Annotated in this window: 11 protein-coding genes; 3 read left to right on the forward strand and 8 right to left on the reverse strand. The window is 46.8% G+C overall.

Going from position 1 to position 12896, the window contains the following annotated elements:
- Positions 1-32: 32 nt before the first annotated feature.
- Entirely contained in the window at positions 33-1025 is a 993-nt protein-coding gene (locus V1L52_RS01925) for an ADP-ribosylglycohydrolase family protein (protein WP_428770613.1), read from the forward strand.
- Positions 1026-1052: 27 nt separating this feature from the next.
- Here the strand turns inward: V1L52_RS01925 and V1L52_RS01930 are convergent, their stop codons facing one another.
- The 7 genes from V1L52_RS01930 to V1L52_RS01960 all read right to left on the reverse strand — a co-directional run bounded on the left by V1L52_RS01930 (position 1053) and on the right by V1L52_RS01960 (position 9944).
- Positions 1053-2264, reverse strand: coding sequence for an alkaline phosphatase family protein (locus V1L52_RS01930; protein WP_428770614.1), 1212 nt, complete (start codon positions 2262-2264; stop codon positions 1053-1055).
- A 95-nt stretch (positions 2265-2359) separates the two neighbouring features.
- The gene (locus V1L52_RS01935; protein WP_428770615.1) at positions 2360-3721 is read right to left on the reverse strand and encodes a hypothetical protein; all 1362 of its coding nucleotides are present in this window, start codon (positions 3719-3721) and stop codon (positions 2360-2362) included.
- A gap of 108 nt (positions 3722-3829) precedes the next feature.
- The gene (locus tag V1L52_RS01940) at positions 3830-4693 is read right to left on the reverse strand and encodes an SPOR domain-containing protein (protein WP_428770616.1); all 864 of its coding nucleotides are present in this window, start codon (positions 4691-4693) and stop codon (positions 3830-3832) included.
- A 6-nt stretch (positions 4694-4699) separates the two neighbouring features.
- Entirely contained in the window at positions 4700-5335 is a 636-nt protein-coding gene (gene coaE, locus V1L52_RS01945; protein WP_428770617.1) for a dephospho-CoA kinase, read from the reverse strand.
- Positions 5332-8139, reverse strand: coding sequence for a DNA polymerase I (polA, locus tag V1L52_RS01950; RefSeq protein WP_428770618.1), 2808 nt, complete (start codon positions 8137-8139; stop codon positions 5332-5334). The genes coaE and polA overlap by 4 nt, the downstream gene beginning before the upstream one ends.
- Positions 8140-8344: 205 nt before the next feature.
- Entirely contained in the window at positions 8345-9376 is a 1032-nt protein-coding gene (locus V1L52_RS01955; RefSeq protein WP_428770619.1) for an OmpL47-type beta-barrel domain-containing protein, read from the reverse strand.
- Between the two features lie 28 nt (positions 9377-9404).
- Positions 9405-9944 (reverse strand): OmpA family protein, encoded by a 540-nt coding sequence (locus V1L52_RS01960; RefSeq protein WP_428770620.1) that lies wholly within the window; start codon positions 9942-9944, stop codon positions 9405-9407.
- A gap of 230 nt (positions 9945-10174) precedes the next feature.
- On the opposite strand from V1L52_RS01960, the gene V1L52_RS01965 reads away from it, so the two are divergent.
- Positions 10175-10813 (forward strand): NAD(P)-dependent oxidoreductase, encoded by a 639-nt coding sequence (locus V1L52_RS01965; protein WP_428770621.1) that lies wholly within the window; start codon positions 10175-10177, stop codon positions 10811-10813.
- Between the two features lie 138 nt (positions 10814-10951).
- Positions 10952-11374 carry an Rrf2 family transcriptional regulator gene (locus V1L52_RS01970; RefSeq protein ID WP_428770622.1) on the forward strand — a complete coding sequence of 141 codons (423 nt, stop codon included), beginning with the start codon at positions 10952-10954 and terminating at the stop codon, positions 11372-11374.
- Positions 11375-11415: 41 nt separating this feature from the next.
- Here V1L52_RS01970 and argH read toward each other — a convergent pair whose 3' ends face one another.
- The gene (argH, locus tag V1L52_RS01975; RefSeq protein ID WP_428770623.1) at positions 11416-12876 is read right to left on the reverse strand and encodes an argininosuccinate lyase; all 1461 of its coding nucleotides are present in this window, start codon (positions 12874-12876) and stop codon (positions 11416-11418) included.
- Positions 12877-12896 lie beyond the last annotated feature (20 nt).

Consider the following 12896-nt stretch of genomic DNA (forward strand, 5'->3'; position numbering starts at 1 on the left):
GAAGGCTGTCTATTAATTTTATGGGAGTATATATGCTTAATAAAAAGGATGTTTTAAATAACCGTGAGCAATTGACTAAGCGTGCCGTCGGTTCGCTTATCGGGCTTGCAATCGGAGATTCCTTCGGAGATGCCGCCCGCATGCAGGCAAACCGCGAAAATTACGGTTTTATAACCGATTTTACTTCGGCTTCGGCGTGGAGTACCGACGATACCGAATTTGCCCTTTTAACCGCAAAAACCCTTATAAGGTGCAGGGGGAAATTAACAAGCGAAGAAGTTGTGCGCTCATGGATGGAAGATGTCGTTGTGCAGGATGAATATAAACGCGGCGGTGCAAGCGAAAAAGCCGCGGCGGATAATTTACGGGCCGGGCTGCTTCCGCCGCTTACGGGAAAATATTCCACTTTTCATATGAGCGACGGAAGCGCCATGCGTATTCCGCCCATAGGTATTATCTGTGCAGGCGATCCTGAAAAGGCGATTCGCCTTGCACAAATTGAAGCCGAAATAAGTCATGCCGGTGACGGTATATGGGGAGCGCAGGCGGTAGCCGCTGCCGTTGCGGTTGCTATGGCCGACGGAACTATGGACGAAATTTTTGAAGCCGCCCTGATGCCCGTACCCGAAGACTCATGGCTTTTTTACAACATGAAAAAGGTTTTTGAGATAATTGAATACGCCGATTACGATATTATTTCATCATGGATGAAAATGCACGATGCATGCCGTGCAAGTACTTGGGCGACAACCGCCGAGGCCATACCTGCGGCTTTCGGCTGCCTTAAGCTTATGAATAAGGACTTTAAATCCGCCGTCGTACTTGCCGGAAACTTTGCCCGCGATGCCGATACTATCGGAGCTGTTGTCGGTGCCGTTATGGGGGCAAAATATTCGATTGACGGCATTCCGCTTGAATGGGCGCAAAAGGTGCGTTATCCGAGCGGCACCTGCCTGCAGTTTACAAAAGGTATGGATATTGTAAAAACCGCCGAAAGCCTTGCCGAATTGAATTGTACCGATTGACCCCCGCTGCGGGGGCGGCCCTGCCGTTCAGCGTATCGCTATGAGGGGTACGAGCATTTCGTCGGCTGTAAGGCCTGCATGGTGGCTTTTAAAATGATTCGATTTTGCACTGTCTACGAGGGCAATGTCCGAACAGGCAGCGGCAATATAATCGCCCAAAGAATCGTGAACCGAGGGATGTATAATGCCTTTTCCGAAAAGTTTTGTTTTGAAAACTTCTTCCTTTGAAAACAGGACAAAGTCGACTTCCAAACCGGAGGCCGACTTCGAAAACCTTTGACCGGAACATTCGGTGAGCCGGCCGTCCTTTTTTGCCGATAAAATATCGGCTGCAAAAACCGTTTTAAAGCATTCGGCAAACGCTTTCGGAAATTCGCCGAGATATTCGGGCTTGACGAAAAAATTAACCGCACGGGGTTCTATAGACGGGCGGCGCATAAGCATAGCTTCCAATGCCGGAAAAGAAGTCAACTCGATGTTTCGTATCGGAATATGGCCGTGGTCGGCGGTTACGAGTACGAGGGTATCGCGGCCTTGAGGACTTTGCTTTAAACGGCGGCAAAAGCGCTGAACGGAACGGTTTATGTGTCTGACCGAAAGTTTCGCCGGCAGGCTGTAGGTTCCGCTTATGTGCATAATGCTGTCGGGCTTTTCGTTGTATGCATAGATGTATTTTCGACCGGGTTCATTGCATAAGCGGAATACCTCGTCGAACATTTGTTTTGAGTTTTGCACCTTTGTTGTGCCGAATTTCGACACCGTATAAAATTGCGGTTCCTCTTTGAGGGATGCCTTTTGCTCCAATGTTTCGGTCGGAATAAAGCGGTTCCCGACATGATAACTTTCCGCCTGTTCCCTTGAATCTTTGAGGGTATTTGTAAAAAGATTGACGTTTTTATCTATCTGCGGAAAATACACCGTCCAGCCCAGCCTCCCGTGCTCAATCGGCGTTAAACCCGTTTCCACCGAAGTTATTGCGGCGGTTGTTGTCGGCGGAAATACCGAAGATACGGAGCGAACAAAGTGTTTTCGTAAAAAAGCGCTTTTATCCAAATGGTTTTCCAAAACGGAACAGCCCAAGCCGTCGAATAAAAGCAATACGATATTCCGGTAGCGGCCTCCTTGAAGCATTTCTTCAAGGCAGTCAAGCGGGGGATGGGCGCAGGGTATACCGAAATAGCCTGCCGCCGACGATACGATATTTATAAGCGATTGAGTATAATCGGGGAATTGAATCATAACCGTTTAAGTATAGCGCAATGGACCGTGCTCTGCAAGCGAAGCGGACGGTAAAGAATCCTGCCCGGTTTTCAAAATATACGCGTATCGATTTTTTAATTATATCTGATTTTTACATGCAGGCGGTATTCGGCCTTTTGTAAAACTCCTCTTTTTAACAAAAATTCGGCGTTTACGCCCGAAGCAAAACGCGCTTTGTCTTTAAGGTGCAATGCCGGCTCCGCCCCGGCTCCCGTTTTGATACGTACCGCTGCCGCGGGCACATCCGTTTGAACGGACAATGAAACCGTACCGCGCATGCCCGTTTTTATTTTAAGGGACACCTTAAAACCCGCATTAAAACCGTAGGATTTTACAAGCTGCGATGCCGGAGCGGACATTGCAAATGTGCAGATTCCGCCCGCCGACCATTTGCATTTGAAAAAATCCGCATAGGTTTGAAAAAAATCAAGCTTTGTCTTTAGAGTGCAATCGGCGGTTTTTTGTGCAGCGGGGCGGTATTTTTCTTTTGTGTTTGTAAAGCCGACGGAGGGAAACCGCACGTCGGTATTAAGGGTACAGCATTTTCCATGTAAAGTCAGAGCCGCCCCGGTTTCCATAAACCATTGTCTTTTATAAAAGATTTCGGCTTTTGCTTCGCAGCGTATCGTATCGGGAAAAAAAAGCGGCAGCATAAAGGTCAGCCGGGGATTTAAAGAAGCCTGTATACGTTTTTGTTCGAACGAGCCGTTTTGTTTTAGATAATCTTTTGAACACCAAAAAAAGCCCGCATTGCAGAAAAAAATGCCTGCCGTTTGAAAGATGTCGGCGCGTATAAAAAAAGCGGGGGCGCCGTAAGGATTTTCAGCGCATCCGGTTTCGCCCGAAAGTCCGAATGTGTTTCCTTTAATCATAAAGCTTTGGATAAGGGTGTGCGCATAAAATGATTTAAAGGGAGGCTGTTCGGTAAACCATGAAAAGCTGTGCGGAGCATCAATATGGACCCGCTTCCATGCAAGGGCCCAATATCCTTGCGCATCGGCTTTTTTTGTATAAAGCGTTTTTTTGAGGCTGAAAGGGAATATGAGGCTTGCCCCCGTTTGAAGACGGTATTCCGATTTTTTTTCACAGCCGGCAAAGGCGGTAAATTTTCCCCCCGGAAAAACGGTTTCGACTGCGCAGTACAACGGAAAAAGTCCCTTGGGCGCGCCTCTTATATGGAAGGCGGATTTTTCCGTTTTTTTCTGGTTTAATACTCCCGCGGAGGATGAAAGCGGAGAAGAAAAAGATGTCCACAGGCCGCCGAAAGAAAGGGAACCCGCATACAGAGAAAAAAAGGGAGAGGGCTTCCATGCGAAAAAGCAGGATGTATCTGCGAAATCCGGCGCATACAATGAGGCTGCAAAGGATAGGGGAGGCGGCTGTGCCGGCAGAGAAAAAATGCAGAAGGCAAAAAATAAAGACAGTATGTACTTCATACTATCTTTATTGGGGCAGATCGATTTTTTTTGAGACTTTTTTTTAAAAAAATTACAGGTTTTTAGGGCGGGCGCCCGAAAAATCACATTTCAGACACCCTATACCCTTTATTTTACGGTTTTTGATGAATTGGTCACATAGCTTTGCGTTGAGGCAAAGTGATCAATCAATTTGATTCTGCTGTTCCAATATTCGGCTTCACTTTCGGTTGTATAGGGACCGACACGCAAACGGTAATAGGTAAGGCCTTTTTTATCCTGATAGGTGAATACTTCTGCCGGAATTTTTTCGTCCGCTAAAAGACTGCGTGCGGTTTCGGCATTCATTTTATCGGTAAAAGAAGCGGCTTGAACCCAATAGCGGTCTGCCGGTTTCGGGGCCGGTTTTGCAGCCGGCTTTTTTACGCTTGTCGTTTTAGCGGCGGATGTTTTCGGAGCAGGAGCAGGCTTAAGTGCCGGTGCGGTTTTCGGCTGTGTAATCGGCTGTGCGCCCATATATTCCGAAGGATTTATCGGCACAAGGGTTTTTACATCGGGTGCCAGCTGCATACCCTGAGGAACGTCGACGGGTTTTTGTTCGGGACGCTCGGCAAGGGAGGAAAGGTCAATCGTGGTAAGACCGTCCTTGGTATATACGGTTGTATTATTGCTTATGACGGTAAGATCCCGGCTTTGTACAAGATTTGATGCATCCGTACCGGCGGGAGCTGCCGTATCCGAAAAAACAGGAGCCGCATTTTGCGTGCTTGAGCTGTCTGCCCGATTTTCCGCAGATGCGCCGCCTTGTTCCCCTTCAGCGGGGACAGGCTTTTGCGGCTGCAGTGTCCGGGACTCGTCCGTTCCCGCCGGCAAAGCGGTCAATCGGACGTCGCCGTTTTTAGAAGGTGCATAAAGCACAAGAGCGGTTCCCACGATAATCAACAAAAAAATACCTACCGCCGCACTTACCCATAATATCCGTTTGTCTTCCATAGCCTATTATCCTTTTTTCGTATAAACTCTTAAAACGGCTTCAATCTTTTTTTTCAGCCGCTTTTTAGTTCCCGAGTTTCCTACTCTATATATATCGGCATTTCGGTTTTTACATTTAGTAAAGATTTCTTTTTGAGCGGAAAAACGTTCGGCAATATGCTTAAAAGCGAGTTTATCGCGTTTACGGACGCGTATTAAACGGATAAGGGCGGGAGCATCGATATATAGTATAAGATTGCATTGCTTTATAAGCGGCATTTTATGCAAAAGCGCGGCATTGATAACAAAGCTTTGGCCGGGATTTTCGGTAATGTGTTTTTCCGCTTCGGCATTGACGGCAGGATGAACAAGGCTTTCAAGGAGGGAGAGCTTTTCGGGGTTTTGAAACACAATTCGTCCGAGATTTTTCCTGTTAAGATTTTCCCGGCTGTCGGTTAATTCGAGGTCAAGACGCCGAGCGTCTTCTGAAAAAAGATGTATAATCCGGTCCTTTATCGCATCCAAAACGCCGTGTGCCATAACATCGGCATCCAAAATGACAAAGCCCTTTTCCCGTAAAATGTCGGCGGCGGCATTTTTCCCCGCAGCCATCGGCCCCGTCAAACCGATTAACTTTATTTCAGCCGTCAATGTATCGCTCAATGAAAGCTTCCCCAATTTGTGCCGTATTCGACGCTTACCTTTAACGGAACGGAAAGCGTAACCGCTCCTTCCATTTCGCGCCGAAGCAGGGCCGCCGCCTCTTTTGCGCGGTTTTCGGGACATTCCAAAATCAATTCATCGTGTACTTGCAATAAAATCTGTGCGTCCGGAATTTCGCGGGAAAGCCCATGGTGTACTGCAATCATCGCTTTTTTGACTATATCGGCAGCCGAACCCTGGATAGGCGTATTGACCGCTATGCGTTCGGCTCCCGCTTTTTCCGTTTTATTTTTGCTGTTGATTGCGGGTATCATACGGCGCCGTCCCATAAGGGTTTCGACATATCCCTTTTTTTCCGCCGTCTCCACGGTTTGCCGTATAAATTCCTGAATACCCGCATAGGTTGCAAAATAAGAATCGATAAAGTTTTTAGCGGCCGTGCGCGGAATACCCAATTCGTTCGAGAGCCTGAAAGCGCTCATGCCGTACATAACACCGAAATTGATTATTTTTGCCGTCCGTCTTTGGTCAGGGCTTACCTCTTCCGGTGTAATGCCGAAGATAAGGGCTGCGGTTGCGCGGTGAACGTCGGTTCCCTCATTAAAAGCGCGGCAGAGGTTTTTATCCTGAGATAAGTGGGCTAAAATAACCAGTTCGATTTGCGAATAGTCCGCAGATACCAGTACCCGGCCCGGAGGGGCGGTAAAAGCGGAACGTATGCGCCGCCCCGATTCTTCACGTATCGGTATATTTTGCAGGTTCGGGTCGCGGCTCGAAAGCCGTCCCGTTGCGGTTCCCGTTTGTATAAAGCTGGTGTGTATGCGCGAGTTTTCGTCGGCAAGGGCGGGAAGTGCGTCTACATAAGTCGATTTAAGTTTACTGAGCGTGCGGTATTCGAGGATTTTTTTCGGCACCGGATCCCAAGCGGCAAGTTCTTCAAGGACGCCCGTATCGGTTGAAAATCCCGTCTTTGTTTTTTTTACGGCGGTCAATTTACGTTCTACAAAAAGAACTTCCTGCAGCTGTTTGGTACTTGCGATATTGAATTCATGCCCTACCGAATCGTATATTTCCCGCTCCGTTTTTGCAATATTCGTTTCCAGTTCAACCGAAAAATCGGCAAGCTTTTGTTTTTCTACGGCAATCCCGCGGATTTCCATCTGCGTTAAAATCGGCAATAGCGGGGTTTCAAGATTGTAAAACAAATCGGCCAAACCGGATTTATCCAATTCATCTTTAAGCATTGCCCATAATTGCAGTGTAAAGTCGGCATCTTCGCAGGCATAATCGGCGGCCCTATCGAGGGGAACGTCAAAAAAGGTTCCCCCCTTGGGCACAATGTCGCTGAACTCCACCCCCTTTAAACCGAGCCTGCGTTCGGCAAGGGCTTCAAGCTTAAAGGATTCGCGTTCGGGACTCAAAAGCCAGGCGGCGACCATCGTGTCATATACGGTACACAGGGGAGGTTTCCCCGAAGCCATACCGTTTGCCGCTAAAACTTCCAAGTCGTATTTTCCGTTATGCATAATCAGATGCACATCTTTGTCGTAAAAAATACGTTCCAGCTCTTTAAGCGCATCTTCGCGCGAAATCATATCGCCTGCTAAAAGCATATCGCTTGTTTCAACCGGAATATAAAAGGCGGTTCCGGGTTCAATACAAAGCGAAAAACCGGCCAAACGGGCTTTGTGAGCGTTTAAGCTGTTCGTTTCGCAGTCAAAGGCAGCCGTTTTTTTATCCAGGATTCGGCCGATAAGTTCGTGCAGCTCTCTTACGGTGCGGATAAGGCTATAGTTTCCCTTATTTTGCTTGACGGTAGGCGGCACTTTTTCGGCAGACTGCTCTTGTCCGTCCGACCCGTTTTGTGCGGCCGCCTTTGAATCCCCTTTTATTTTTGTCTGAGCGGTTTTTTCGTCCGGCTGTTTTTGTACCGTCAGAACGTATTGCTTGGCAACGGCAAAGGCTCCGGCTTCTTTTAAAAGGACTGCGGCTGCGGCAAAATCGGGTTCTATGTGTAAATCTTCAAGCGTTATGCCGAGGTTTAAGTCCGTTTTCAATTCTATAAGCGATTTTGAAAAAAAAGCGCTTTCTTTTCCGTCCCGTATTTTTTTTCCTGTTGAACCGGCTATATCTTCGGCGTGTTCAAAAATGCCGTCAAGGTTTCCGTAGTCGGCTAAGAGTTTTTGCGCCGTTTTAGGGCCTATGCCGGGAACTCCGGGAATGTTGTCGGCACTGTCGCCCGTTAAAGAAAGCATATCGAGCATTTTTTCCGGAGGAACTCCCCATTCTTTTCCGACTTCTTCGCGCCCGATAAGCTCCCAGCCGCCTGCTTTGTCGCTTTTCATCATAAGGGTGGTGCCGTTAATGAGCTGCATAAGGTCTTTGTCTCCCGATAAAATACGGCATGCGCGGTTTTGTCTGCGGCATTCTTCCGCCAAAGATGCGATGATATCGTCGGCTTCAAAGCCGTCGCAGCGCAAAATCGGGATTTTTAGAGCGGTTAAAATATCTTCAATAACGGGAATTTGCGCGTGTAAATCTTCGGGCGTTTTTGCGCGTGTTGCCTTATAGTCGGCGTACATTTCGTGGCGGAAGGTAGGCGTGCGCGAATCGAAGGCTGCGGCGGCAAAGGACGGCGAATTTGTTTGCAGCAAGCCGAGAAAATTGCGGAAAAAGCCGAATACGGCGGATATGTTTTGTCCGCGGTCGTTTATAAGCGGTCTGTTTATAAAGGCAAAATAAGAACGGTAAATAAGGGCATAGGAATCTAAAATATACAGGGTATTGTCTGGTGTATCGGTCATAGTATTCTCCGTTTGTCAGAATACCACGGATTGCATAATTTGTCGATTGGCACATCAGGCGGATGCATCCGATACAAAAAAAGAGCATCCGTACACGGACGGATGCTCTATGATTAAACCTGTTCGATAACGAAGTTATCGAACATATCCGTTTTTACGGCTCGGCTTGTCTCAAAGTTGAATTTTTCGGACAGCCTGTTTTAACTTATTCAGCCGTTACGGTGTCCAAAAGGTTTTCGGCTCTGTCGATAAATTCGATATCCGATGCGGGGTTGATCTTATCTACATAGCAGGTAAAGACAACCGGTTCGGAAACGTTTCCTACATTGTCGATAGCTTTTACTTCGATGGTGTATACATCGTTTTGGCTGAAGGTAATCGGTTCAACGTATTTGGTGTATTCGTCGTCATTGATTTTGATATAGATTGCATCAACGCCCGAAAGTTCATCGCTTGCGGCAAAGGCTACGCTTTCGTTTGCGGAAACGATAACACGGCCTTCGTCATCGACAAGTTCTTCGTTCGGGAATACCATGTATTCGTTTTCTTTGTTGATAAGGCGGTTCGAATTTTCAAGACGTACAACGGGAGGATCCGTATCGACCGTTACCGATGCCAATGCGATGGGGGCAAGGTTTCCTACATTGTCGATGGAAGTATAGTAGAGGTATGCGGGCCCCTGTTCGGTTAAAGAAAAATAAGCGTCTTCGGCTTCTTTTCCCTTTCCGTACATATTCAAAGCGTTCAAGTCGGTTCCCATGTAACCTGCGGCAACGCCTGCTTCGCCCAATTTGTCGGAAGCGGAAACGTACCATTTTGTTTCGGCGGAACAATAGGTAGTCGTTCCGTCATTGTAGAGGGGTTCCGTTGTTTGAATAGCGGTTTCGGGAGGTGTATTATCTACGATAACCGAGATGGTTTTGGGTACTTCATAGTTTCCGCTGTTGTCATAGCCGCGGTATGAAATATCATAGGGGCCTTCTTCAAGGATTTGGAAGGGATTTCTGTATTTCATAAAAGTTCCGCCGTTTAAAGCAAACTCTACGAAATTCAAACCGGTTTCCTTATCCGCTGAAAGCAGTCTGAAAAATACATCGCTGTTTACAAAACTTTTAGCGCCGTCCGAATAGTGGATGGGGGGTCTTGTATAATCGGTTCCGACAGTTTCGGGGGCTTGTGCCCATGCAACGAAACACAATACTGTACACAAGGATGCAATCAATGCTCTTTTCATCATTTTTTTCCTCCAAAATGAATTATAATTTTCAGTGCTGTTCGGCACTTTGAATTTCGACTCGCCGATTCTTAAAACGATCGGTGATTTCGCTGTGCCGTCCGTCGGGAGTTTCGGCACCCTTTGTTTCAACGGTTATATCTTCTGCGGCAAAACCCTTTGTCTGAAGATACTGTCCGACGGCAGTTGCCCTTTGAAAGGCAATACGTTCTTCATCGTTTTTCGAATTCAGTTTTGCACTGTGTCCGTAAATGATGATCTTTTTGACATTTTGATTTGTAAGGCTGTCCGCGATATCGTCCAGTTTATTTGCCGTAAACGAGTCGATTTCAGATGCCCGCGGGGCAAAATAAACCGTGTAAGAGACGGCTTCCCGTTTTTGCCTGCTTTCTTCCGATTCGGCAGGTTGTGCTGCCGGCACTTCTTCGGCTGCCTTTGATTGTTCTTGTACAACTTGTTCCGTTTTTTCTTCTTCCGCAGGTTGTTCCGGTTTATCGGATTTCGGTGCGGATTTGCATGCGAAAAAGAGAGAAACAAAAAGCATAAGAAGCAGTACTTTTAATTTACTCAAATGGACCTCCTAAAATTTCAATATAAAGCTAGCTTAAAATAGCGTTTTTTTTAAAAAATAGCAAGCGAAATATAAGAATATATGCAATTTTATGACAAAAGACAGGGGGCTGTCAAAATAATAGTAACTTGAAAAAACCTGCGGCAAAAACGGCTTTAAGATGTAACTATTGACATTACACCTATTGCCTGTTATAGTTGTAACTAAAGATATTACATCTGGAGGTGTTTATGAAAAAAAGAATTGCGATTATAGGAGCAAACGGAAAACAGGGAAGCTGTCTTACGGATGAAGCCGTCGAACGCGGACATGAGGTTACGGGAATAGTCCGGCACTCTTGTTTGAAAAATCGGAAAGCAAAATTATTACAAAAAGATTTGTTTGATTTAACTGCCGATGATTTAAAAAACTTTGACCTTGTTATTTCCGCCTTCGGTGCATGGACGGCTGAAACGATACCGCAGCATATAAGCTCTTTGCGGCATTTATGCGATTGTTTAAAAGGAACGGGAATACGCCTTTTAATTGTCGGCGGGGCAGGATGTCTATATACGGATTCTTCCCATACGCTTATGCTTGCCGACTCTCCGCAACTTCCGCAGGAGTTTAAGCTTTTAGCGCAAACTGAAGTGCAGGCTTTTTCGGAATTAAAGCGTCGCACCGATGTTTTGTGGACATATCTTTGCCCGCCGGCGGATTTCAGGTTTGATGCACCGAAAACGGGAAAATACAAAATAGGGGGAATCGAGCTGCCGGTTAATTCAGCCGGTGAAAGTTTTATATCTTATAAAGATTTTGCAGCCGCATTGATTGATGAAGCGGAAAAAGGGAAGTTTATTCAAAAACACTTTTCCGTAGTAAGCGGCTAGAAAGCTTTATGTAAGTTCTTTTATATTTATCTTTTTTTGTGTATAATCGGGGAGTGTCTTAAAAACGGTTTGCTTTTTTGACACTCCCCGTATTGTAAATGCGGTGTACTGTATAAAAGATTTTTTAAGGGCTTACACATGCAAATAGGCACCGGTTTTTCAATTTCCATTCACATGCTGCTATGCGTGGAATTTTTTAAAAACACGCATAAAATAACAAGCGATTTTATCGCTTCAAGCGTACATACGAATCCGGTTATAATAAGAAAACTTATGGTGCAGTTAAAAAAAGCGGGAATTATCACAATCACTGCGGGAACCGGCGGAATCGATTTAACGCGGAAGGCCTCAAAAATCAGTTTTTTGGACATATATAAGGCGGTTGAACCCGTTAAGGACGGCGAGCTTTTTAAAATTCATCAAAATGCCGAACAAAGCTGTCCGGTCGGGAGTAAAATAGACGGCCTTTTATCCGTTTTTTTTGCCGAAGTGCAAAAATCAATGGAAAAAAAGCTTGCGTCATACAGTTTACAGGATATTTTGGATAAGCTGAATAATTGAAAACCGTCTTTACTCGGCCCGGCGTAATAAATCCGCTGCGTTTATTTATCCTTCACATGTGCCGCTTGTGTGTAAAACCCGCGTAAGCTTTCAAGCTGGCGGACAACCTGTTCCGGGGCCGCCCCTCCCGCCGTATTTTTTGCTTTAAGGCATGCCGAAGGTTCAAGGCGTTCAAAAAGGTCTTTTTCGATAAGCGGCGAAATCGCCTTATATTCTTCCAAAGGAAGGTCTTCAAGTTGAATGCCGCGCTCGATGCACAGCCGTACCGCCGCTGCCGCACAGCCGTGAGCGGTTCTGAAGGGCATTCCTTTTTTTACCAAATAATCGGCAAGGTCGGTGGCGTTTGCAAAACCGCCGCGGCATGAAGCTGCCATGCGCTCGGTGTTCCACTTTGCGGTTTTAATCATTTCGGTAAAAACTTCAAGACAGGAATCGAGGGTTCCGCATGCGCGGAACAGGCTTATTTTATCTTCCTGCATATCGCGGTTGTAGGCGAGCGGAAGACCCTTCATCATCGTAAAGAGGGCCGTTAAATCTCCGTAGACCAGTCCCGTCCTGCCGCGGATTAATTCGGCAAAGTCGGGATTTTTCTTTTGCGGCATAATGCTTGAACCGGTAGACCACTGTTCGTCCAAATCGATAAAGCCGAATTCGCTCGACGCCCACAGGATGATTTCTTCACAAAAGCGCGAAAGGTGGGTCATGCATAAGGCGGCGGCCGAAACCGTTTCGATACAATAGTCGCGGTCGGCGACGGCATCCATTGAATTGGGAACGATACCGTCAAAGCCCAGTTCTTGTGCCGTGTATGAGCGGTCGAGGGGAAGGCCGCTTCCTGCAAGGGCGGCACTTCCGAGGGGCGACAGGTTTGCGCGGCCGAGGGCATCGGAAAAGCGGCCGTAATCGCGCTTGAGCATCCATGCCCATGCACAAAGATGCTGGGCAAGGCTTACCGGCTGGGCGTGCTGCAAGTGGGTGTAGCCGCTTATAAGGCTTTCGGTATGGTCTTCGGCAATCGTACACAGAGCATTGATTAAAGTCAGTATGCGCTTTTGTAAGGCGGAGATTGTGCGCCTCAGATACAGGCGTTCGTCAAGGGCGATTTGGTCGTTTCTGCTTCTGCCTGTATGTACTTTTTTCCCCGTATCGCCGAGACGCTCGGTTAAAACATGTTCTATAAAAGAATGGATGTCTTCAAAGCCCGTGTCGATTGTCAAAGCGCCGGAACGGATATCGTCTTCTATTTTATGCAGTTCATCCGCAATCGCTTTTGCCTCTTGTTGCGGTATGATGTTTTGTGCGCCGAGCATTTTTACGTGCGCAATGCTTCCTTTTATATCGTCGAAAACCATGAGCGAATCGACGTGAATGGAGGTTTCGAATGCAAGCGCTTGATCGGAGAGTTTTTTTTCAAAGCGCCCCTGCCAAAGCGCATTAGATGCGAGCGCATTAACTGCGGGCGCGTTTTTTTGAGTATCGGTTTGTGTGTTTTTGGTGTGCATAGGATTGTTCCGCCTTTATA

Origin of the sequence: Treponema sp. HNW, from assembly GCF_050320395.1 — a bacterium.
GTDB lineage: Bacteria > Spirochaetota > Spirochaetia > Treponematales > Treponemataceae > Treponema_C.

Coding starts and splice junctions, on each gene's coding strand:
- V1L52_RS01940 (WP_428770616.1), bottom strand. CDS start 4,693: ATGGAAGACAAACGGATATTATGGGTAAGTGCGGCGGTAGGTATTTTT.
- V1L52_RS01955 (WP_428770619.1), bottom strand. CDS start 9,376: ATGATGAAAAGAGCATTGATTGCATCCTTGTGTACAGTATTGTGTTTC.
- V1L52_RS01925 (WP_428770613.1), top strand. CDS start 33: ATGCTTAATAAAAAGGATGTTTTAAATAACCGTGAGCAATTGACTAAG.
- V1L52_RS01935 (WP_428770615.1), bottom strand. CDS start 3,721: ATGAAGTACATACTGTCTTTATTTTTTGCCTTCTGCATTTTTTCTCTG.
- V1L52_RS01930 (WP_428770614.1), bottom strand. CDS start 2,264: ATGATTCAATTCCCCGATTATACTCAATCGCTTATAAATATCGTATCG.
- polA (WP_428770618.1), bottom strand. CDS start 8,139: ATGACCGATACACCAGACAATACCCTGTATATTTTAGATTCCTATGCC.
- argH (WP_428770623.1), bottom strand. CDS start 12,876: ATGCACACCAAAAACACACAAACCGATACTCAAAAAAACGCGCCCGCA.
- V1L52_RS01965 (WP_428770621.1), top strand. CDS start 10,175: ATGAAAAAAAGAATTGCGATTATAGGAGCAAACGGAAAACAGGGAAGC.
- V1L52_RS01970 (WP_428770622.1), top strand. CDS start 10,952: ATGCAAATAGGCACCGGTTTTTCAATTTCCATTCACATGCTGCTATGC.